The sequence below is a fragment of the Providencia huaxiensis genome, from assembly GCF_002843235.3.
In the GTDB taxonomy this organism is placed as follows: Bacteria; Pseudomonadota; Gammaproteobacteria; order Enterobacterales; family Enterobacteriaceae; genus Providencia; species Providencia huaxiensis.
In genome coordinates this window covers 1,166,011-1,189,441 of sequence record NZ_CP031123.2, presented here as the reverse complement: position 1 = coordinate 1,189,441, position 23,431 = coordinate 1,166,011, and the positions used below count along the sequence as shown (strand labels likewise).

Below are 23,431 nucleotides of genomic sequence, written 5' to 3'. Positions count from 1 at the left end.
TTTTATAAATAAAAAACGTATTGAGGCAAAAAAAGGAAAGAATTAACTACATAAAAAAAGGGGTTGATTTCTTAAATGAGAATGGTTATCTTTTACTTCGTGAATACTTGAGTAAATCACTCAGGTTTATCACAAACGACATTGCTCACATTGCTTCCAGTTTAGCAGGCCAACTTTATATGTTGGCCTTTTTTTTAGTTTAATTACACACTATTTTCTGCGTATTGCACTGCTAAAGCTCCATGATTTCAAATGTCCAACATACGATAAACGTTGAGTTGGCATGAAAGTCGGTACATCACCTGTACGCATATGTAATATATCCGCAGGTGTTATCCATGATGAATTCCCCTCAAACAAAGGAATACCCGCATACTTATAAGCATCTAAGACAAACTGTGAACAAAAGAAACCATTAGCTTGGTCTATATCATCGCCTAATTGAACTGTCGCTAATGTTTTTAAGCAAAAATTACGTATCGTTTCACCAATTAATGGAAGTTCACATACTCTTTTTGTGATCATCCAAGGAGCAATCATCACAATACCTTTATAGTTATACTTATTTCCATTATTTTGAACTGAAAATTCGCGTAATTTTTCTGCATGTAATGATGTTAAACCAGCTTGTCTCAACACTACCATGTTATTAGAATCCTTCACTGCTTGGTCTAACGTAATGATCCTAACCCCACTTCCAACAGATTCAGCAACCTCCCCCAAACCCAGATAAATAGATGCGTGGCTTACCCCGCTAATACTAAATAACCGAATTCCCCATGAATTTAACCCTGTAGCAGATGATAAAAGAATATCACCTGGCAACATATCAGAAACAGCCAAGGTCTCTACAGAGTCCTTAATAGGAACCGTATTTGCGTGTTGAATATTAAATTTTAAACGGTTAGTTTCTTCATCGGATTTAAACTGAGTAGAGCACCCTAAAAGAGAGAAACAAAATAAAAATAGTAGGTAACAAAAAAATTTCATTCTACAACACCTGATAGCCATCTTTCTTTTTAGTTTTTAATTAATGCGAATAATATCGCTTAATCTATTTTATGACTACTGTTAATTTTTATAATAGAAAACTCAGGCAATGACTCATATGGGGAATATTGAAATGAGATAATGTAATTTAATAAGAAAATTCCAGTTCTGATTAAATAACTTTAACCCCCTAGTGAGTACTAGAGGGTTACATTCATTCAATTAACTAATAACATATTCTGGGTAAAAAACAGTTACTGAATGATATGTCTTCTTTTCTGTCGCTTTATTCTTTTGCACTGCAACTGTGGAATTATCTTTAGAACTCAGCGAAACACGTATGTTTTTTTTAGAGCGACTTAATTTATAAGGCATACCTAACAAACGACGTGCATTATTATTACTAACCATTATCGACTCCTTAAACTACTAAATTAAAAATTCATTAAAAAATGAACATCAAAAAATATAGTCATCGTTGACCACAAAGGCTTCTTTTTGTTTCATAATAATAACAAAACAAAGTGTAACATCTTTAGTATAACACTAAGCTAGTAATATATAATCCAGTTTTATTTGTTAGTTTCATGGCGTTACTATGTGATCTGTGGTATTTCTCTATTTATTCAAAAATTATATTCAATTTCCTTGAAAAACTATTTGAATCTATATTCTTACAAAATAGTCCCAAAAAATGGCCACCTGCCCCACTGTATTGAAATATATCGTCTAGCCTAGGCCACGAAAAGTAACCTAAAACGTGTGCTATAAAAATATTAGCACACGTAATTCCTTACTCTAGTGGTGAAGCAGGACTCGAACATTTATCATTCCAAATTTGATTAACTTGTTCTGGCAATAGTATTTCATGCCCTCCGTCAATAAAGGGAATTGAAATATCCATGCGGCCTTCATCATTAGTATACGATTTAACAATAAAGCGCTTGAATCCATCAGGCTTATCATTTTTATATCGATAAACCTCCCCACAAACATAACCCACCTTACCATTATCCGCTGTGTAGCGAGAAAAATGATATTCAATATTTCTAAATTTTGCGGCTTGTGGATACGCTAAAACATCATAAACATTCTTTTTCACTTGCTCAACTAAGCTCAATTGGGTCGGCTTCATATATAGTGCTCCTAACAGAAATGCAGCACCAAAAATAAGTATTGCAATGATTACTTTGAAGAAATTCATTTTTATTATCACCATATATGACCAATTTTGTAGAAATAATGTTCATTATGATAATAACCAGATATCAATTTAAATCCATCTTTAAAACGTAAAATTTTCTATATTTATCCTTTTTTTATCTCAATAAGTTAAATACAAAAACCCTTTGATATGTAATGTTAAATTGTGTTTAATATTACAACTGTTTTCTCCCCTTAATCATCTAGAGAAATTTACCTCGTTTCTCTTGTTTTTCTTTGTAGGCAATCAGTATAGTAAGAAAACGACACAATAATAGGAACGCAAAGAATGAAAACAATAGGCCTTATTGGTGGTATGAGTTGGGAATCAACATTACTATACTACCAACAGCTTAACGAAGGCATAAAACAACAGCTAGGTGGCTTGCATTCTGCTAAAGTTGTTTTATATAGTGTTGATTTTGCTGAAATAGAACAGTATCAATCTAGCGGGCAATGGGATTTAGCAGCGCGATGTTTAGCTGATGCAGGAGATCGTTTAAAGCTTGCAGGTGCTGATTTTCTTGTTCTTTGTACCAATACCATGCATAAAGTCGCACCACGCATTGAGTCTCAAACGGGTCTTCCTTTATTACATATAGCCGATGCAACAGGTGAACGCATTATACAATCGGGTATTAAAAAAATTGGGCTCTTAGGTACTGCTTTTACTATGGAACAACCTTTCTATAAACAAAGGTTAATTGATAATTTTAATTTGAATGTATTAATACCCAGCGAAAAAGATAGAAAAATAGTTCATGATATTATTTATAATGAACTCTGTTTAGGGAAAATCAATGATGAATCTAGAAAAGAATACCAGCGTATAATGGCATCCCTAGTAGAAAGTGGAGCTGAAGGTATCATTTTAGGATGCACTGAGATAACATTACTTGTTAATCAAAATGATACAACAGTAGATATATTTGACACTACTGCTATTCATGCTCAAAAAGCTGTAGAACTCGCGCTATCTGTTTAATCAATATTAACGAACAATAGATTCTGTCTTTAATGATTATTGTTAAAGATAGTTTCTGTTAAATAACTGTATCAAAATTAACATATCATTAAGTGGAAAATTGTATTTTATGCCATTAAATAGAATTTCATATCTATTAACCTTCACCTTTAGATTATAAAACACAACAATGTTACTTTATAATTATTTACTATACCTTATGAAATTTATTTTTAATCTTAAGAACTTAGGTTTATTTCCTCTTAAACTTACAGATTATTACCCATTGAATATTAATTTCCATCTAAGATAATAAAAAAACCAAAACCAAACTTATAACAGGTTACTATGAATAAAAATAATGTTGGCAATGCAGTACTCGGTGAACTCATTAAGCAAAAGCGTATAGAACATCAAATTACGACAAAAGAAATGGCAGAATTAATATCTATCCCTGAAAAATCATACATAAAATATGAAGATGGGACTCTCTCCATATTTATTGAGCACCTAATGGTACTATCTAAAATACTCAATATAGATATCAAAACTTTCTTTGATACTTACGTCAACGCACAATCATGTGTATGAATACATGGTGCTATCACGCAAATTGTGCCTTGCATTGAAGGAGTTAAATTAGAGACCTCGACAAACAAAAGTAGGCTAGTTAAAATACAAGTATAACTTCAACATAATATAAAAAATCATTATGAATCAATTGAAAACAGAGAAGTTCCCCTTCTAATAACAATCACATTAACTTATTAGAAGGATAAATTATGAACTATACTAAATTTAATATAGAGACATGGTTACGTAAGGAACATTACAACACCTACGAAAAGACCATAAATTGTGGGTTTAGTTTAACAACGAAAATAGATATTACCAACTTTAAAAAGCATATAAATTCAAATGGATATGAATTTTACCCCTCGGTAATTTATTTATTATCACGGGTAGCTAATACCTATAAAGAATTTAGATTTGCCAAAAGAAATGGTGAGCTTATTTTGTGGGATGAAGTTAACCCCAGCTTTACTATCTTTCATAAAGATACTGAAACTTTTTCTTCCTTATGGTGTGAGTACTCTTCAGAAATGACAGTGTTTATGGAGAACTATCACCAGCAACTAGCATTACATAAAGATAATCTCAATTTGCAGCCTCAATCACAGCAAATTGAAAATGTATTCTATGTATCATCTTTGCCTTGGGTTTCATTCGATAGCTTTAATCTAAATATTGCAGATATTACTAACGCTTTCACTCCTATTTTTACTATGGGGAAATACTATAGTGAAAATAATAAAATATGGCTTCCCTTAGCAGTACAAGTACATCATGCTGTTTGTGATGGTTTCCATGTGGGTAAATTTTTAACTACTTTACAAAAATTGTGTGATGAATTACCTCGTTAGTATCCCCGTATGACTTTCCACCATGAAGGAAGCGAGTACTTCCTTCATGTGTATCAGATTAGCCTCATTGTGATGATACTTTCATCATTTTTAGTTAAAAAATAACAAGCTTATATAAATAGCATCCCCAATAGCACTACTTTGAAAAAAATATTCTGTTGGCGTAATTACCATTTTAATGGTACTAGCTAGTAAAGAAGAAACCAATTCAATAGGGTCAGCTGCTGGCATATGTCCTCCGTATTTTCTTATATATTAAGTTCTTCTTATTGCTTAAACAATAAGATAAAGATTATAAAGAAGGTACCACTCCCAATATATTTTCCACTTTTTTATAAATCTCGCTGATTAGACTTTAAGTATATAACAATAATAGCTTAAAAACAGAATGTACAATTATCTATCAACAAGAGAATGCCACAACTTAAATAAACTGTAGAAAATAATTCTCCAAGGTATTGGCCAAACAATCACTTAATTACTGAGTCATTACCCATAATAAGTCTCTTTATTTTAAATAAATGTCAACTTAGATTCCAATTGCTACTCTTTACCTCAAAGAGTTATGATACGTTCTGTAATTAAAGATATTAATTTCGATGTATCAACGTCAGTAATAATTTTACATTTAGCTTCATTATATTTAGCTTTTGGGTCATGATTAATGGTGGTAGATGTGTAAGCAAAACTATGACCGAATAATTTATTAGACTCATATTCGATAGTAATTGAACCGTCAACACCTGAAAAAATCTCAGGTTTAATGAGGTATGCGATAACGCAGGGATCATGGAGAAATGGGTCAAACTCTGCATATCTTCGGCACATTTCAGCAACAGTCTGAGCGATGAGGCCACCTTTTTCCAAAGGACTACACAAACCAGCTCTTATATCAGCCTTACTTGTTACATCCAGACCAAGCATAGTAATATGTCGTGCACTATCAAAAACGATATGAGCAGCATGGGGGTCCACATAAAAATTAAACTCAGCAGCTGGCGTTATATTCCCCTGTGTAAATGCAGCTCCTCCCATGACTACAATGTCTTTTACATTATCGACTAATTTTGGTTCTTTGATGATAGCGACTGCAATATTAGTAAGAGAAGCCATTGTGCATAATGTTATTTCACCTGGATTTGACATTACCGTATCAATAATAAAATCTACGGCGTGACCAGAATAATTTTGATAATCTGATGCGGGAAGCAATACTCCAGCTAGACCATCAGTACCATGAACATGAGTTTTACTCCCACTTTTAGACATTAGTGGGCGTTCACAACCTTTCGCTAAAGGAATATCCTGCCTATTGGCTAATGCAAGTAATTGTCGTGCATTACTGTGAACCTTTTCTAATTCAACATTCCCTGCAACGGTGGTTATGCCTATTAATTCTATTTCTGGAGAAGCTAAGGCTAAAAAAATAGCAACTGCATCATCTACACCAGGATCACAGTCTATTATTATTTTGTGCATTTTATTACTCCTTTATTTATATTTTATACAAAAATACCAACAATCGTCGCTGATAAACAACTGACTAAAGTTGAGCCAACAATCAATCTAAAACTATTTGATGCAATCATTTTTCCATGTTCTCGGCTTATACTTGTGACGCAACCGATAATCATTCCGATAGAACCGAAATTTGCAAATGATATTAAAAATACGGACATAATTGCATCCGTTCGTGGTGTAATGTTTGTTAATTTCATATAGTCAATCATAGCAACAAACTCATTCGATAAAATTTTAGTTGCTATAATTGTTCCAAAATTAACACTTTCATCCCATGAACTACCCAAAATAAAAGCTAAAGGCGAAAAAATATAGCCGAGAATTCCTTGAAAACTAATTCCTAAAATATTTAAAAAAACATCGTTCAACATACTAATTAAGGCGACAAAACCAATAATTATAGGAACAATTGCAAGAATAAGCTTAAAGGCATCCTGCATGTGATCTGTCAACACTTCAAAAAATGAACCCCTTTCACCTTTATTTGCCCCCAAAGGACAACTTGCAATATCTGTGGGCTCACTTGGATTAATAATAGAAACAATAATAAAAGTACTAAAGAAGTTGAGACTAACACCTATAAAAACATAGCGTGGCTCAACCATTTGTGTATACGCGCCTAGCAATGCAATATCTACTGTTGAGACAGTACATGCAGCAATAGTATACATCTGTGCTTTAGATAGCCTTGGGATATAATCTTTAATTGATACATAAGCAGGCATCATTCCGACTATCACCGCACTAATAGCAGCGAAAGACTCTAACTTTCCGACTTTAGATATTTTGTTAATTAGAAAACCTATAGTATTAATAATTAAGTCTAAGGCGCCGATATATTTAAGTATACCAATTATCGAACAAATAAAAATCAAAGGTAAAAGAGCGACAACAACAAACACCATAGAGGTTTTACTGCTTATATCGCCAAAAACAAAATCAATCCCCTTATTAGCATAGTTAATTATATAATGAATACCTGATGCTATACCGTCAAGAGTAGCAAGCCCAATTGTAGTATTCAGCATAATAGCTGCAACAATAAACTCCAATGTTAGCAATATTAGTATTGATGGAAGCTTATGTTTTATGTTTTTTTTACTAAAACTAAGTAAATACGCTATAAGAAAAACAAAAATTAGACTAAAAAAGAATATAAGATATTTCATAAATATCACCACGTTAATAGATTTTAATCATGATTAGTTGATTTAATATCTCCTTACCCCACCAATTGAAAACAAAGAAACTTAAATTTTAGTTTCAACATATGTTCCTGCTTAAAAATATGAATTTAAGCATTTACATTTAGTTTATAGTTATATTGATAGTTCAAAACCTAAGCGTGCAAAAACATAATAATTCAAATGAACACATCTGTTTTGTTTTTTTTGATACATAATACTTAAAATGTGAATCACATCGCATTTATAAACTAAATTTAAAAATCAAAGATTCTCTTTTTACAAATAAGTCAGAGCGTTAATTAGCTAACATTTCGATTCAATATCTTATTGTTATTACAGCATTAAATTCTTATAACCCTGTAATAACACACTCACTCCATCTCGCTATTATTTCCTCTGAATTGAAAAGCCTGATAATTAAAAATGGAAAATATGTTCTATCTAAGAGTCACAAATATAGGTCCTATAATGCCAATATAGTTCCTACCGTGATTAACAGTTTATTAAGTTACTAATATTCCCATTTATTGATGAATATATAAAAATCACCAGTAGATAAAATTTTTTATTTCTTACTTCTTATTCATTATTAATCCTACTTATACTATATAAGAATAAGTAGGACACAATATAGTTGTGTTTTTCTAATATAAAAAAGATATACTTTATAAAATTAACAAAATGAACGATGGTAATTGAAAAATTGTTTATTCTATATCTAAAATAAAAGTAATTGTCCATTCCCCCAAAAATAAGACAACTATAATTAGATCCTCTACCATAACCATTGCAGAGGTCATGCTGAAAAAAATTCGATTATTCAATGGGTATTGGGTTTCATGCATAACAGTTTATATTGCAGTAAACACTTTAGAGCACTCAATATTATTGATGAAGGAACCCGCGAATGTTTAGCAATTGGAGTTAATACGTCATTACCTACAGAGCGTGTTATCACGGGGCTTGAGTGTTTAAAGCTAAAACTGGAGGCATACCATCAACGGATAGAAAACGTTAAGTTTATGTGACTCTAATAACGGTGAGTGGGCTCCGATTTTCACCTCTTTGAACGAACTGGTATCACTCTTCCCTCAGGTTCTGCTATCATGGGCTTCTTTTTATAAATCTCGCTGATTAGGCTTTAAACATAGAACAATAATAATTTAAAAGCCGAATGTACAGTTATCTATCAGCAATATAACCCCCCAGTAATAGAACAGTATAGAATGACGACAAATAAAGAACAGTACAACTTAAACAAGTTGCAAAAAAGAATTCGCCGTGATGTTGGCCAAGCAATCGCTGACTTTAACATGATAGAAGACGGTGACCGGATAATGGTTTGCTTGTCTGGAGGTAAAGATAGTTACACGCTGCTTTCCATACTGCAAAGTTTGCAAAAAAGTGCCCCTATCCAGTTTTCATTAGTTGCAGTTAATTTGGACCAAAAGCAACCCGGTTTCCCTGAGCATATTTTACCTGCATACCTTGATAACCTTGGTGTAGAGTACAAAATTGTTGAAGAAAATACCTATGGGATCGTAAAAGAAAAAATTCCAGAAGGGAAAACAACCTGCTCACTGTGCTCACGTTTACGTCGTGGAATTTTGTATCGTACAGCAACTGAGTTAGGCGCAACTAAAATTGCGCTTGGTCACCACCGTGATGATATTTTACAGACCATGTTCTTAAATATGTTTTATGGCGGTAAGTTAAAAGGTATGCCACCTAAATTGATGAGTGATGACGGAAAGCACATTGTTATTCGCCCACTGGCTTACTGTCGGGAAAAAGATATTGAGCGTTTTGCGCAGGCTAAAGAGTTCCCGATTATTCCATGTAACCTATGTGGCTCTCAACCAAACCTACAACGTCAAGTTATTAAAGAGATGCTACGTGATTGGGATAAGCGTTATCCAGGCCGAATCGAAACCATGTTCCGCGCCACTCAAAACATTGTTCCGTCTCATCTATGTGATACCGAGTTATTCGACTTCAAAAATATTTCTCATGGAGATGACGTTATCAATGGCGGTGATCTTGCGTTTGACAAAGAAGAACTACCTCTCCAGCCATTTATAGATGAAGATGACAAACCTGATTTTTCAGCAGAACGTCTTGATATTATTGAAGTAAAATAATGTATGTTGATAACCTCCTCGTTTGGAGGTTATTTTTTACTCGGATTTAATGCAAAAAAAAGCCGATGTAAATTACATCGGCATTACAGTGGTCAATTATTCTGTATAAGAACTCAATATGAGAAAAACTACAATTATGGAGCACAACGTTCATCGCTCAACGTTGCATTCACCTGCAGGACTAATACTGCACTAAAACCTCTGTAGTTTTATTGATTTATCTCAAACTAGGTCCGGTTATAACAAATAAGTCATCAATATTAGAGCCATCGGCTTTTTCTTAGCCACCACAATACAGTTCCAATCAAGGCGGCTAATAAAACACAAAATACACTAAAGGCAAAACGAAATTCATTACCGGGGATCCCCCCTAAATTCACACCAAATAAACCCGTTAAAAATGTTGTTGGTAAGAATATCATGGCCATTAATGACATTGTATAAATACGCCGGTTCATCATTTCAGTCATCATATTCGTTATCTCGTCAGAAATAATCGCTGTACGGGCAATAAAACCATCGAGATCTTCAATACAACGCCCTAATCGGTCAGAAATTTCTTGAATTCGACGGCGATCCGTTTCATCTAACCAAAGTAATTTTTCCGTTGTCAAACGGGAAAACATATCTCTTTGCGGGGCCATATAACGGCGGATCACAATAATTTGTTTACGAAGTAATGCAAATTCCCCTCTATCAGGAATTTCGCCATTTAATATGGAGTCTTCCATATCAATTAAACGCTCATGCAAAGAATCAGTAAAATCACTTATTTCATCTGTAATAGAATCAGCAACCTCAACTAACCAATCACCCGTACTTTGCGCGCCTACTCCCTGATTTAAGTCATCAATAACAGGATCTAAGGAATTTACTTTTCGATGACGACTAGAAATAATTATTCGGTTATTAATAAATACTCTAAATGCAATTAATTGCTCAGGCCGTTGGCCCGCATTGGTATTTAATGTTTGCAATGTTAATAAAATACCATCACCAACACGGATCAATCTCCAACGTCCTGAATGCCCGGATAAAGCGGACTTCACCTGTTCATTGAAGAGATCTGATTGCTGGATCCAATTAAAACTTTGCGGATCCTTATAGTCATAATGAAGCCAGAACGGAGACTGCTGATTCGCGCTGGCATTCACGTCGATGGGAAGCAACCCACCATCTCCATTTAACTGAAATGCATGTACCGGATTTGAGTGTTGGAATAACGAACCATAAATCAACCCCATGCAATATCTCCCTTTTTTTTACATATGATATTTGTAATCGAACAGCTAAAATTTTGCAATTTTTTCAAAAGGCGCATTAGTCATCACTAGATTGAACTACAAAAAAAAAGATAAACAACCATAAAATTGAGGTGGTCTTACAAGTAACAAAATATCGCCATATTTGCTAAAGAAAATCACATAATTGACACAAACGAACAATAAAGTTCACGATGATTTTTTTATTATATAAGGGTAGTGTTTATTCCTTTTTTGGTCCTCCTTCCCATTCTCCAGAGGAAGGAGCTTTTTTCTTCCATTCAGAAAAAACAGCCCGCACCTTGTACAGGCTGAACACCTATTTTAATGTTTAATAATATAAAAACTGTGGCTATAAGCGACATCTTCAGGGTTGTTGATCGGATACCCCTTCAACCAAGGCTTAATCAAGCGTGCATTGGTATATTGGTAAATGGGTGCAATTGGAGCTTCTTCCGCAATGATTGCTTCCGCATTATTATAATAGCGGTTGCGTAATTGCGCATTTGTTTCAATACTCGCTGATGCGATAATATCATCATATATTGAGTTATTAAATTTTGGTATATTGCCACTATGTTGGGAAGTAAGTAGTGATAGGAATGTTGAAGGTTCATTAAAATCACCTATCCATGACGCTCGTATAACATCAAAATTTCCTGTATTACGGCTATCTATATAGGTTTACCATTCTTGATTAACTAATTTGACCTCAGCCCCTAGTTTTTTCTTCCACATAGAGGCAATTGCAATCGCAATTTTCTGATGATTTTCTGAACTATTGTATAATAGTGTTAACTCTAACGGTTGATTTGGACCAAAGCCGGCTTGTTGTAATAATACTTTCGCTTGCTGGTCTAATTCTTTTTGTGAATAGCTATTGTAAAGCCCTTTTTCAGGCTTAAAGCCATCGGTAACATCAGGCGTAAAATAATTTGCGGGTTTTTCCCCTGTGCCTAATACCTTATTCGCAATTAATTGGCGGTCAATTGCCATAGATAAAGCTTTTCTGACACGGACATCATCTGTTGGTGCCCGTTGGGTATTAAAAGCATAGTAATAAGTCCCTAATTGGTCTGGTGTAAACACTTCATTAGGAATATCTTTCAATAATTTTTGATAGCGTTGTTTTGGAAATGATTCGGTAATATCCAAGTCACCTGCTAAATAACGATTTGTTGCATGAGATTCCTGGTTAATCGGGATAAATGTTACTTTGGTAATAACGGTATTTTTATGGTCCCAATAATATTTATTTGGAACTAAAACAATTTTCTCATTAACCACTCTATCAGATAAAACAAAGGCACCATTCCCGACTAGATTACCTACTTTTATCCACTCATTACCAAACTTTTCAACCGTTCCTTGATGAACAGGAAATAAACTAAAATTAGCCGCCAATGACGGGAAATAAGGTACTGGCTTATTTAAAGTAACCTTTAATGTACGCGTATCAACCGCTTCAACACCTAGCTGATCAGCGGGTAATTTTCCATCAATGATATCTTGCGCATTATTAATACCGGCTAATGCTGCAAACCAAGCAAACGGTGATGATGTTCCTGGTGAAACAAGTCGTTGCCAGCTATACACAAAATCCTGAGCCGTGACAGGGTCACCGTTTGACCATTGAGCATCCGACCTCAGTGTAAAAGTCCAAATACGGTTATCTACCGTGTTCCAACTTTGAGCTACCCCTGCAATTGGCTTGCCATGGTCATCTTGGTTAACCAGCCCTTCAAATAAGTCACGCATGACTTGCGCTTCCGTTAACCCCACCGATTTTACTGGATCCAAAGACGCAGGTTCATCCTTTAAATGACGTGTAACCTCTTGGTTTTCAGCTAAAACTGTGCCCGTAGGTATCACCGCACTAATAGCTGGTGTAGTAAATAAAATTGAAGAAATCAAAACAGTTAAAGATGTAAATGAACGTTTATGCATTGTATTTTCTATCTTGTTAATATAAATAAGGTTAACTAAAAGCTGAGTTAAGTGATTTCACGTGAAGATACTATTATTAACAACACTACTGCATTTACTGATTAAGTTTCATTTAGGTAAATTATTATTTGAGCCGAATACTCATATAGCGATAAAAAACATAAGGTTATAGAGTAAAAAACATACTTAACTTAGGTAGTATCAAACAGCAATACAACTGAATTATTCTGTAGTTTATCTTAATTCATCATATGCTTTCATATTTCAAAAATCCACATTTCCTGTGTAATTAGTTGATTTACCGGTCTAAATATACATGAGCTAATATTCGTACTATAGAATAATAAACTAGCATATCCTTACCACATTTCCGATAACTAAATAATGACTCAAGAAACCAATACAGACAGAATTTCTTTTGTTACACTTCATTAGGCAATTTAAAAGCGTGCATCACAAAAAGCGCAAGCATTGATAAATGCTTAGTTGCTATATGATGATGCAGCTTACTGTAATAAAAAGAATGTAATGTTGCCTAGCTCTCCCCCTGTAGGGCTCAAGGTAAGAGATAAGATTTCTGTATAAAACTTGGTCATTAGTAAAAATGTAAAACTCAGCACTGTGTAACTGCCCATTAAAAAAACTTTAATCGCAAAGCTTTTTTATTAGAAGATAGATTAAGTTAACAGTGGCTCACTTTATGAACGGGAGAAAAATTCATGACACAGACAGTTAAATTAAAAGGTAATGACATCACAGTTAATGGTGTATTTTTACAAGCGGGCTCTAAAGCTAAACCCCTTACCCTTGTCACCAAAGATCTCAGCGAAGCAACGCTGGAAACTTATGAAGGTAAACGTAAAGTTTTAAATATTTTCCCAAGTGTAGACACCGGTGTTTGCGCTGCCTCGGTTCGCAAATTTAACCAACTAGCGAATGATTTAGATAACACTGTAGTATTATGTATTTCGGCGGATTTACCTTTCGCACAAGCCCGCTTTTGCGGTGCAGAAGGTTTAGATAATGTCGTTACGCTATCTTCTTTCCGTAGCGATTCATTTGCTAATGACTACGGTGTTGCTATCGCTAGTGGCCCATTAAAAGGCCTTAACGCACGCTCAGTTGTTGTCTTAGATGAAAACAACAACGTCATCTATAGCCAATTAGTTCCTGAAATTACTGAAGAACCTGATTACGATAGTGCATTAAATAGCTTAAAATAAGCTTTTCATATCATTTAATTCACTACCATTAATAATGAAGCGGGAATTTCCCGCTTCATTCACCAATATAAACACCACACTAATCCACATGAGCCCAATACAGCGGCTGGTGGTTCTTCGCATTAACAACATTCGCAAACAGCTTATTGTCACTCATTATAGAGATCAAAGTATGAGAGAGCGTGCTCAATACTTTTAAGGCTTGGTCCTGAGTTACGGGGCAACAAGATGTCAAAATATCAATAATAAGATCTCGAGGCTTATGGCCATTTTTTACCAATGCCTCCCACGTAAACCGATTTTTCTTCGTTAAGTATTTTACTGCGGCTTTATTCATTAGATAAAGTTCGGCAGCTGAAGCTGCAGACTCAAACATATCATTTTTATAATGACTCTGGCTCATGTATTCGCGTAACTTACGATTTACAACAAAATTAATCGTGAATTGGTCCATGGCAACTCCTTGTAGGCTGAAACCCATCAGATGAGATTACGGTACCCTAAAACAGTAGCTGTCTTTGTTATATAGCAGGAAAATTCACCAATTAGCAATAGTATTAGTAGGGTTTTGCTATATTAAACGCGAGATAAAAGATAAATAATAAAAGATAGGCAGCAATATCTTTGAAAAAGCCCAATATTCACTTCTGTTGCTTACTCTATCGGGCCATCAAGTAGTACTAATCAGGATATTGAATAATTTTGAGAGCTGTCCCTTTATTATCTTGAACAAACTGGAGATGAGTTTCTCCCCCAGCAAATTCTTGTTCAATTTTCAAGTTTTGATCACCATTCCAATGGTAACGAATAGCAATACATCCCTCCGATGGGCAAGGCATTTCAATATTCCGGTTGTTCTCTAAATTCTCAATAAGAAATTGTTTTCCATCAATTAATAAGGCTCTATATTGTGTGTAGGCCTCTAATAAAGATAAGTCTTTAAAATAACATTGAGTCAGCGCCCCATTCTCATAAACCTCATCCATTGTACGCACTACATCTTGGCAATACTTACTCAAACCATGATCAGGTATTGTTATCGCAATGCAAGAGCCACTTAAAACCAACCCTATTGTCGCCAATACGCGAGTTATCCTTTTATTCATTTAATTTAGTTTTGCTCTTTTTTCGTATTAAGGCCATATTCTCTCAATTTATTGGCAATTGCCGTATGAGAAATATCTAAACGTTTAGCTAATTTGCGGGTACTCGGATAATCACGATACAAACGCGCTAAGACTGACGCTTCATAGCGTTTAGTTATTTCATCTAAAGAGCCATTGAGTGAATCTAAAGCCAGTGCAGGAGGATTTACTACATCAGGTAATTGGATATTCTCTGCATCTAATATATTGCCATTAAGTTGGGTTAACCCTTGATAAAGCGCATTTCTTAGTTGTCTTACATTACCCGGCCAAGAATAGCTACTTAGATATTCTATCAGCGAAGGTGCCAATTTAGGTTCAGCAATATGAAGCTCTTTTGAAAAACTGCCTACAAATGTTTTCGTTAGCGGCAAAATATCTTCTTTACGTTCACGTAATGGTGGGATAGTTAATGTGAGTACATTTAAACGATAATAAAGATCTTCTCTAAATTTTTTTTCTGCAACTAATTCAGGTAAATTTTTCTGGGTTGCACAAATTACACGGACATTAACCTTAACTTCCCGCTCTTCCCCTACACGCCTAAATGTTCCATCATTTAAAAAACGTAACAACTTAATTTGCATTTGTGGCGACATTTCAGCAATTTCATCAAGCAACACCGTTCCACCGTTTGCTTGTTCAAAAAAACCTTTTTTGCCTTCAACTGCATTTGGGTACGCACCTGCCGCATAACCAAATAATTCACTTTCTACAACATCGTCGGGCATCGAAGCACAATTTAAACCTAAAAATGGTTCTTTTCCTCGAGCGCTATGCAAATGACAAGCTTTCGCTAGGATATCTTTCCCTGTCCCCGTTTCACCAACAAGTAATAATGGTTCATCCAACATAGCAACGCGTTTAGCGCGTTCAGCGACATTTGCCATGACAGGACTAACTGCAATAATTTGTTCAAAACCGCTGCCATCCACTTCGACGACTTGTTGACGTTGCTTATCTAAAATCTCAGCCGATTTCAATAATAATACGGCTCCTGTGCAATGGAATTTGCCATTTTCATCTGCCAAAATAATAGGCGTCACTTGCATCAAGTAGTCTTGGCCTTTAATCACGACTTTTTCTGTATAAGCTTCGGGTAACTCTCGTTCAAACCAACGTGCTAGCCCTTGGTTGCCAACTAACTGAGAAAAGGTTTTTTCTCTAATTTTTGCCTCATCATAGCCAAATAATTGCAATGTCATTGGATTAACTAACTCAATATTTAGCTTATTATCAATAGACAAAACAGATTCTGGGAATGAGTTCAATAATGCCCAAACTGCTTTATGCTCTCTTTCTGATGGCATAAAGTAAATCCGGCGAACATCAATAACGCCATTAATACGCCGTATTTCTGCCATCAATGTGCTGAATACCTGAAAATCCACAGGGGTAAAGTTTAGGTAAATCCTACGTTGGGGAGATATTTCAATACCTTTCAAATCAATATTTTGTAGGACTAACAGATCAAGTAATTCACGCGTTAAACCGATACGGTCTTGGCAGGTCACTTCGAGGCGCATGGATAGAAACCTTTATCAAAAAAAGCCGAGAGAATGAAGGTATTTTAGCTTTAAACATTAAGGGAATACAGTGTTTGTGTCACAAATTGTTGACAGCCTGTAAGCTTTGTAGCCATCAACAAATAAAATCACAGCTTTTCTCAATTTTTTGTGACTTGAAATAACAATAAAAACATTAATCAACAAATGATGCTGCAGAGTGAGTAAAAACTGTCAACTCACCCTGCCAACGATGTTTCTCTACACTTTTTCTTTTTTACTTGGAATAACATTCTTCAATTGGCCAATTAACTGATGGCGAAAATCGGCTAAACGTGGCTTGTTTTCAATCCAAGGTAGCGGTCGACATAACTCCATGGCCTTAATACCTAAACGCGCAGTTAACAAACCAGCCCCAATACCTTGTGCTGCTCGTGTTGATAGCCTTGCGGTAATATCTTGAGATAACCAGTCCATCCCCACTTCACGAATTAATTCAGATGCCCCAGCAAAGGCAATATTAATCAGCACCATACGAAACAGCCTAATTCGGCTGTAATAACCGAGCTCAATACCATAGATTGCCGCGATCCGATTAATTAAACGAATATTTCGCCAAGCAATAAATGCCATATCCACCAGCGCTAACGGGCTCACAGCAATCATAATGGCCGATTCTGCGGAACAACGACTAATCTCTTTACGAGCCTGTTCGTCAAGAATAGGCTGAACCATTCGGCTATATAATTCAACAACTTCTCTATCGTTATGAGAGTCATGGAGAGTGGCTTGCCAATTAACAATCGCTGGATGCTGCATTGATAACGCAGATTGCTTTGCCAGTTTGTCACAAAAAACCTTTCCTTGCCCCATGCCATGGCTGTGCAATAATTCGCGAGCAAAATCCCGCTCCTCCGCACGCGCTCTTAGGCGATACAATCGCCGCCATTCGCCAACAACTGACCCGACACCCGCTACGACGATTAAGCCACCCGCAGCGGCGACACCTAATGCCATCCAATCTTGTGTTACCCATGATTGGTGGATCCAAACGCCAAGCTGAGCAACGACACTGACACCAAAAATCCCCGCGGCCGCACCAACTAATTTCCGCCAAAAACTCCGTTTTGGTTTTAGCGCTTCGTTAATCAGGCTTTCAACCTCTCCCTCTTGGCTGTCCTGCTCTGTTTCCAGAGAGACTGGGGTAAATTTTTCGAGCTCTCGTTCATCAAAAACTTGGGCTTTTTTTAGCGATTCTTTCGTATTATTTTCACTATTCTCAGCGAAATCTAAACGCTGTTTTAAGGGTTCATTCATTTCAGTTTATCTCCCAACAAAAATTCAAGCGCACTGTCCATACGAATATGTGGCAATGGTTGATCCATTGGCGTTGGCCTTGGTCTGAAATCTTCAAATTGAAAACCTTGTGTTTGCCAAAATTGCTCATTAGGTAGTCGTTTTGGCACCTCTCCTGGATAAAACATTAACGGTTGGCCATCACTTAGCCGATCCCCTTTTAATGCAGGTAATTTTTCACCTTTGTAATCCACAAGGCCACTTTCGGTTGCTTGTATTGACGCTAAACCCACACAATCCATGCTGATCCCTTCAAATGCGGCATGCTGCCACGCCTCTTGCACTAACTGCTGCAACAAAGCCACTAGGTTTGCATGTTGGTCTGGTGTTACATGGTCTGACTTGCTCGCCGCAAAGAGTAATTTATCAATACATGGCGAAAATAAACGCCTCAGTAATGTGCGCTTTCCATAATGAAAACTGCGCATTAATTGTGTTAATGCCATTCTCATATCATTAAAAGCATCAACCCCACTATTTAAGGGTTGTAAACAATCAACTAAAACAATTTGCCGGTCAAAACGTTGGAAATAATCACGATAAAAGCCTTTTACGACATGTTCACAATAATATTGATAGCGTTGCTGCAATGCACCAATATTGGTGTTTTTGCCTGCCTGCGCGAGCTTTTTATCGCCATATTTAGCCACATTCGGCCATGGGAAAAACTGTAGTGCGGGCGCTCCAGCTAATTCAGCAGGCAAAACAAAGCGGCCAGGTTGGATAAAATGTTGGCCTTGGGCCTTACACTCCACTAGATATTGGGTATAGGCAGCGGCAATCTCAGCGAGTAAGTTTTCATCGACTGGGGCTAAGGGGTCACATTTCTCACACAATGCCAGCCACGAGTGGGCCAAATGCGCGCGTTTTCCCTTTATTAAGGTGTTCATTTGCTCAGACCACGCTAAATAATTTAAATCTAGCATGGGTAAATCCAACAACCATTCACCGGGGTAATCGACAATTTCTAAATACAATGATGAGTTATCGACAAAGTGACGTAAAAAAGAGTCTTCTGAACGGTAATGCAATTTAAGGCGTATTTCACTTACACCCCTTGTTGGTGTTGGCCATTGTGGTGGCTCCCCATAAAGTGATGCAATCCCATCATCATACGCAAAACGAGGTACCGACAAATCACGGTGAGGTATCCGCTTAACCCCTAACAACCGCTTATCACGCGCAGCAGAAAACAGAGGGAGCCGCGCGCCCGCATTCACATTCAATAGTTGATTTACCAATGAAGTAATAAATGCAGTTTTTCCACTGCGGCTAAGCCCTGTTACTGCGAGCCTAACATGACGATCAACACTTCTATTCATCAAATCGGTTAATTCACTGTGCAGTCGTTTCATGCTCCTCCCAAGACTTATCCTTTCAATTTAAACCCATTTTACGTCATATTGCGTACTATAATTTAGCATAAAACAAACTGTATTAGGTTAACCGTTTAATGAGTACATTAAGCAACCATTTACTCGTCAATAATTTAATTATTCTTCCTACGGCCCCGGCAGGACTATAAGAAATAAGCAACACTACTGCTAGTCGAATGCCTTTTTGCAGAAGACGTTTTTTTGCAAATTTTTTGATTCGATAAAGAACGTTATTTGCCATACTTCACTCACTTATTAATAAAAAACAAAAGGGATTTGGTTTTAAAACCTAATCCCTTATCATGTGATGGCGATACGATTTGTTATAGATTTCGAAATTTACTGTTCACTGTATAAGTATCTGATGTAACATATCTTTCAATTTGGCGTAGCTTCATTTCACCTGATTTTAATTGTGTATCGATTTGGTTAATCAAGCTGCTAACTTCTGGGCCAATATCTTGCTGTGAACGGTAGCCACTTGGAGCCGTTTCTACGACAAAACACATCACGATATATAAAATCAATGTAATTCCAAAGCTTACAAATAAGGCCAATACGGCTAATGCTCTGACCAAAGCAACCGGAAGTTCTAAGTACTCAGCAATACCCGAACACACACCACCGAACACACGTCTATCCGTTAAACGATAAAGTTTGCGGTTGCGAAATTGAGTCATTATTTTTGCCTCCAATTTGGGTGTTCTGCATCCAAAATATCTTCAAGCGTTTTAATGCGTTGTTGCATCTGTGATGCTTGCTCTGCTAATTGCATTAAACGTTGTACTTCATTTTCAGTTAGCTGACTCCCCTGCCCACTATTTTTTTTGCTGTAATGTAGCCACAGCCAAATAGGCAGAATAAAAATGAGAAAAATGATTAATACGAGAGACAGAAAAACGTAGCCCATCACATATCCTTATACATATGGTTAACCTATCTATGGCACTGATACGATATGGCTAACGTACCAGTGCATCAAAATAACTATTACTGATCTTTATTGATTTTAGCTTTAAGCGCTGCTAATTGCGCGCTTATTTCATCGTCTGCTTTTAACTCTGCAAACTGTTGATCCAGCGATTTTTGTTTACCAATACCATAACTTTGAGCTTCGCCTTCCATATGGTCTATACGGCGTTCAAACTGTTCAAAACGAGCCATTGCTTCATCTAGTTTGCCGCTATCCAATTGGCGACGTACATTACGACTAGACTGTGCTGCTTCCATACGAACAACCATTGATTGTTGTTTCGCACGAGTTTCTTGCAGTTTGTTCTCTAATTCTGTGATTTCACCTTTCAAGCGAGTCAAGGTTTCATCAACAATTATCAGCTCATGTTTTAAGGTATCGACCATCGCACTCACTTTTTGCTTTTCAATCAGTGCTGCGCGCGCTAAGTCTTCTTTATCTTTCACCAGCGCTAATTCTGCTTTTTCTTGCCAATCAGCAACTTGTTTTTCGCCCATTTCAATGCGACGCTCTAAACCTTTCTTTTCTGCTAAAGTACGTGCTGATGTTGAACGGATTTCAACTAACATGTCTTCCATTTCCTGGATCATCAGACGGATCATTTTTTGCGGATCTTCTGCTTTGTCTAACAAAGAAGCGATGTTTGCATTAATGATATCGGCAAAACGTGAAAAAATACCCATTATTTATATCCCCTTGATGGATTTAATCATTCTGTAGCGCCTCGACCTGATTTGGCTTCCAACCCATACCTGACGCTCCGTAAGTCTAACAACAATTCGCATGTTGCTGTATTTAGCAATTGCTATTCACATATTTAAAATAGCAATTCGCGTGCCAACTTTTAAATTAATTCATATTAATATGATTTTAAAGAGAATAATTATAAGCTTCCCCTGAAAATCATTTTAGTCTATAGTTAAATTATCGGCATTTTAGACCAACTATTGGTAAAAAAAACCATGAAAGAAACCAATGAACCTATTCTTGGCGTTTCAAGTAATTTTCTCGATGTACTTGAACAAGCCTCTGAACTCGCACAACTCAATAAGCCTGTTTTGGTTATCGGTGAACGTGGCACAGGTAAAGAACTTATCGCAGATAGACTTCATTACCTCTCTCCACGCTGGCAAGAAGCTTTTATCTCTCTCAATTGCAGCGGACTCAATGAGAATTTGCTGGATTCTGAATTATTTGGACATGAAGCGGGCTCTTTTACAGGTGCTCAAAAACGCCATCAAGGGCGCTTTGAACGAGCAGATAAAGGTTCTCTTTTTCTTGACGAGCTTGCTACAGCACCTATGTCAGTTCAAGAAAAACTCTTACGGGTCATTGAGTATGGTGAACTTGAGCGAGTCGGTGGAAGCCAAGCTTTACACGTAGATGTGCGTTTAATCTGTGCCACAAATGCCAATTTACCCGAACTTGCCAAACAGGGCCGTTTTCGAGCTGACCTCTTAGATAGGCTGGCTTTTGATGTTATTCGCCTTCCCCCATTACGTGAACGACAGCCTGATATCTTATTGTTAGCAGAACATTTTGCCATTTTAATGTGTGGTGAATTAAAGCGTTCACACTTTACAGGCTTTACAAAGCATGCCCAACAGGCCCTGCAACACTACCCATGGCCAGGTAATGTACGCGAATTAAAAAATGTCATTGAGCGCTCAGTATACCGCCATGGAAACCGAGCTGAGCCCGTTGATAATATTATTTTTAACCCATTTGGCGAAAAACTCGCTGAATTACATGAATCACCAAATATTCTGCCCTCACAACCTACCCAGCAACAAAAGGCAATATTGCCTTCATTACCTTGTGATTTACGTCAGTGGCAACAGCAATCTGAAAAAGCGTTATTAGAAAAAGCACTAACTGATTGCCATTTTAATCAACGTAAAGCTGCACAACGGTTATCATTAAGCTATGACCAACTGCGGGGGTTAATAAAAAAACATCAAATAAATATTGAAATTTAATAACTGACAGTCCAAAAAATACAAGTTTATTGTTTGGACTACTGTATTATACTTAAGAAGTAAAAATTAAATATATTGTCTTATCTTTATTACTAAATATTTCCAGTTCCATATTTTAGTTTCAAGAATTCTTTATTATCCCCAACTAATAAAACCCGATAAAGAATATAGACAAAACAAATAAAATCATTAAATATCAACAGGTTAAATAAAATTCAAAAAAATAAATAGTTATTACCTCAACTTACGCACCCAATGAGTTAAAAATAACAAAACAATGATAACTAGTCATTTTTACTGACCATTATATATAAATGTCATGGATATTCAGCACATTTAGTTAATTAAACATCCATGCTTAAGTCTATATTTAATTAATAATAATATTAAATTATTAAACTATTTTTACACCTTGTCATATTTAACTACTGTGCGAAATATATTTATATGATATCTCTATTAATATGATTTTTATTATATGAGGAGCCTATTATGAAGAATATAAATATACTCGCTATCACCTTTTTTCTTCTAGGGTTATCTCCTGTAGTCTATGCGGAATCATTGATGAGAACATTTTCTTACTGTGACGCTGCTTTTTTCGAGAAAATAAAAGAGTACCCCGTTTTAAACGATGTATCTAACAGATTGAAAAATAGGCAATTAGGTGACGGCGAACAAATTTCTGTTGATCTCAACTTTTCACCAACAGGTATTGTTACTTTTAACCGTTTTTTTGTTAGCTATAGTAATTTTGATAAATATGATGACTTCTCCTATTTAGGCTTACGTGGTCAATACTATTTTTGGGGATTTGAAACCACTCAAAGCCTCGAAGAGGTTGTCCGCTATACTTCATCAAAGATTGCTATTATAAAGGTGGGAAATACTTACATCTACTCACCGATGATCCGCCACAACTTGCAGGGTAAATGGGTATTTAACGAATACGCAACGCAAGACTACAACTTAGACCCGAATGCTGCTGAAAAAATGCTGATTATTGAAAAAGATGAGCAAAGAGGTGTTGTTCGTTTCTTTTGTACTCTCCAAGGTAAAGTGACCGATGAAGACCTACACTATGTGGGTTTAGAGTAATAGCAAAAAACAATGTAAAACAGGCTCCATTATTTTTACATAAAAAAAAGCCAGCACCCAAGCTGGCTATTAAATAAAACACTGGAAGCAATGTGAGCAATGTCATGCCTTGTCTACATAAGCACTTAGCTTAAGTG

The 23,431-nt window shown here is 36.0% G+C and carries 22 protein-coding genes and 2 pseudogenes; 8 read left to right on the top strand and 16 right to left on the bottom strand.

Going from position 1 to position 23,431, the window contains the following annotated elements; all coding sequences use genetic code 11:
* Positions 1-210: 210 nt before the first annotated feature.
* From CYG50_RS06950 to CYG50_RS06940, 3 genes are all read right to left on the bottom strand, one after another.
* Positions 211-1,011 carry a YaeF family permuted papain-like enzyme gene (locus CYG50_RS06950; protein ID WP_256372925.1) on the bottom strand — a complete coding sequence of 267 codons (801 nt, stop codon included), beginning with the start codon at positions 1,009-1,011 and terminating at the stop codon, positions 211-213.
* Positions 1,012-1,212: 201 nt separating this feature from the next.
* On the bottom strand, positions 1,213-1,401 hold the full coding sequence (gene sra, locus CYG50_RS06945; RefSeq protein ID WP_102139667.1) for a stationary-phase-induced ribosome-associated protein: 189 nt from the start codon (positions 1,399-1,401) through the stop codon (positions 1,213-1,215).
* Between the two features lie 382 nt (positions 1,402-1,783).
* Positions 1,784-2,194: a hypothetical protein gene (locus CYG50_RS06940; RefSeq protein ID WP_181489840.1), complete on the bottom strand. Its 411-nt coding sequence runs from the start codon at positions 2,192-2,194 to the stop codon at positions 1,784-1,786.
* Between the two features lie 288 nt (positions 2,195-2,482).
* Here CYG50_RS06940 and CYG50_RS06935 point away from each other — a divergent pair, with 288 nt between their 5' ends.
* From CYG50_RS06935 to catA, 3 genes are all read left to right on the top strand, one after another.
* Positions 2,483-3,178, top strand: a complete 696-nt coding sequence (locus CYG50_RS06935; protein WP_102139668.1) for an aspartate/glutamate racemase family protein — start codon at positions 2,483-2,485, stop codon at positions 3,176-3,178.
* A 327-nt stretch (positions 3,179-3,505) separates the two neighbouring features.
* The gene (locus CYG50_RS06930) at positions 3,506-3,748 is read left to right on the top strand and encodes a helix-turn-helix domain-containing protein (RefSeq protein ID WP_102139669.1); all 243 of its coding nucleotides are present in this window, start codon (positions 3,506-3,508) and stop codon (positions 3,746-3,748) included.
* Positions 3,749-3,939: 191 nt separating this feature from the next.
* The gene (gene catA, locus CYG50_RS06925; RefSeq protein ID WP_102139670.1) at positions 3,940-4,581 is read left to right on the top strand and encodes a type A chloramphenicol O-acetyltransferase; all 642 of its coding nucleotides are present in this window, start codon (positions 3,940-3,942) and stop codon (positions 4,579-4,581) included.
* Positions 4,582-4,671: 90 nt separating this feature from the next.
* Here catA and CYG50_RS22885 read toward each other — a convergent pair whose 3' ends face one another.
* From CYG50_RS22885 to CYG50_RS06915, 3 genes are all read right to left on the bottom strand, one after another.
* Positions 4,672-4,812 (bottom strand): hypothetical protein, encoded by a 141-nt coding sequence (locus CYG50_RS22885; RefSeq protein WP_166265209.1) that lies wholly within the window; start codon positions 4,810-4,812, stop codon positions 4,672-4,674.
* Between the two features lie 324 nt (positions 4,813-5,136).
* Positions 5,137-6,060 (bottom strand): nucleoside hydrolase, encoded by a 924-nt coding sequence (locus CYG50_RS06920; RefSeq protein WP_102139671.1) that lies wholly within the window; start codon positions 6,058-6,060, stop codon positions 5,137-5,139.
* Between the two features lie 23 nt (positions 6,061-6,083).
* On the bottom strand, positions 6,084-7,271 hold the full coding sequence (locus tag CYG50_RS06915; RefSeq protein WP_231068364.1) for a NupC/NupG family nucleoside CNT transporter: 1,188 nt from the start codon (positions 7,269-7,271) through the stop codon (positions 6,084-6,086).
* A gap of 836 nt (positions 7,272-8,107) precedes the next feature.
* Here CYG50_RS06915 and CYG50_RS06910 point away from each other — a divergent pair.
* A pseudogene (locus CYG50_RS06910) lies at positions 8,108-8,266 on the top strand (IS3 family transposase); the annotation flags it as partial.
* Positions 8,267-8,515: 249 nt separating this feature from the next.
* Positions 8,516-9,430, top strand: a complete 915-nt coding sequence (gene ttcA / locus CYG50_RS06905; protein WP_102139673.1) for a tRNA 2-thiocytidine(32) synthetase TtcA — start codon at positions 8,516-8,518, stop codon at positions 9,428-9,430.
* A 260-nt stretch (positions 9,431-9,690) separates the two neighbouring features.
* Here ttcA and zntB read toward each other — a convergent pair whose 3' ends face one another.
* Both zntB and CYG50_RS06895 read right to left on the bottom strand, forming a co-directional pair.
* Entirely contained in the window at positions 9,691-10,674 is a 984-nt protein-coding gene (gene zntB, locus CYG50_RS06900; RefSeq protein WP_102139674.1) for a zinc transporter ZntB, read from the bottom strand.
* Between the two features lie 342 nt (positions 10,675-11,016).
* Positions 11,017-12,606 (bottom strand): annotated as a pseudogene (locus CYG50_RS06895) (peptide ABC transporter substrate-binding protein).
* Between the two features lie 752 nt (positions 12,607-13,358).
* Between CYG50_RS06895 and tpx the strand changes: the two are divergent.
* On the top strand, positions 13,359-13,862 hold the full coding sequence (tpx, locus tag CYG50_RS06890) for a thiol peroxidase (protein WP_102139675.1): 504 nt from the start codon (positions 13,359-13,361) through the stop codon (positions 13,860-13,862).
* Positions 13,863-13,941: 79 nt separating this feature from the next.
* On the opposite strand, the gene CYG50_RS06885 is transcribed toward tpx, so the two are convergent.
* The 8 genes from CYG50_RS06885 to pspA form a co-directional block, all read right to left on the bottom strand.
* Positions 13,942-14,316, bottom strand: coding sequence for an ATP-binding protein (locus CYG50_RS06885; protein WP_102139676.1), 375 nt, complete (start codon positions 14,314-14,316; stop codon positions 13,942-13,944).
* A 226-nt stretch (positions 14,317-14,542) separates the two neighbouring features.
* On the bottom strand, positions 14,543-14,968 hold the full coding sequence (locus CYG50_RS06880) for a hypothetical protein (protein ID WP_102139677.1): 426 nt from the start codon (positions 14,966-14,968) through the stop codon (positions 14,543-14,545).
* Positions 14,969-14,973: 5 nt separating this feature from the next.
* Positions 14,974-16,533, bottom strand: a complete 1,560-nt coding sequence (gene tyrR, locus CYG50_RS06875) for a transcriptional regulator TyrR (RefSeq protein ID WP_102139678.1) — start codon at positions 16,531-16,533, stop codon at positions 14,974-14,976.
* Positions 16,534-16,773: 240 nt separating this feature from the next.
* Positions 16,774-17,829: a YcjF family protein gene (locus CYG50_RS06870; protein ID WP_102139679.1), complete on the bottom strand. Its 1,056-nt coding sequence runs from the start codon at positions 17,827-17,829 to the stop codon at positions 16,774-16,776.
* On the bottom strand, positions 17,826-19,223 hold the full coding sequence (locus tag CYG50_RS06865; protein WP_102139680.1) for a YcjX family GTP-binding protein: 1,398 nt from the start codon (positions 19,221-19,223) through the stop codon (positions 17,826-17,828). The genes CYG50_RS06870 and CYG50_RS06865 overlap by 4 nt, the downstream gene beginning before the upstream one ends.
* Before the next feature lie 344 nt (positions 19,224-19,567).
* Entirely contained in the window at positions 19,568-19,924 is a 357-nt protein-coding gene (gene pspC / locus CYG50_RS06855) for an envelope stress response membrane protein PspC (RefSeq protein ID WP_004263899.1), read from the bottom strand.
* Complete coding sequence (gene pspB, locus CYG50_RS06850; RefSeq protein WP_004263897.1) at positions 19,924-20,154, bottom strand: envelope stress response membrane protein PspB; 231 nt, start codon at positions 20,152-20,154, stop codon at positions 19,924-19,926. The genes pspC and pspB overlap by 1 nt, the downstream gene beginning before the upstream one ends.
* 80 nt (positions 20,155-20,234) lie before the next feature.
* Positions 20,235-20,900, bottom strand: coding sequence for a phage shock protein PspA (pspA, locus tag CYG50_RS06845; protein WP_004263893.1), 666 nt, complete (start codon positions 20,898-20,900; stop codon positions 20,235-20,237).
* Positions 20,901-21,179: 279 nt separating this feature from the next.
* Here pspA and pspF point away from each other — a divergent pair, with 279 nt between their 5' ends.
* Together pspF and CYG50_RS06835 are read left to right on the top strand one after the other, a co-directional pair.
* Positions 21,180-22,196, top strand: coding sequence for a phage shock protein operon transcriptional activator (gene pspF, locus CYG50_RS06840; protein ID WP_102139682.1), 1,017 nt, complete (start codon positions 21,180-21,182; stop codon positions 22,194-22,196).
* A gap of 492 nt (positions 22,197-22,688) precedes the next feature.
* Positions 22,689-23,294, top strand: a complete 606-nt coding sequence (locus tag CYG50_RS06835) for a hypothetical protein (protein ID WP_102139683.1) — start codon at positions 22,689-22,691, stop codon at positions 23,292-23,294.
* Positions 23,295-23,431 lie beyond the last annotated feature (137 nt).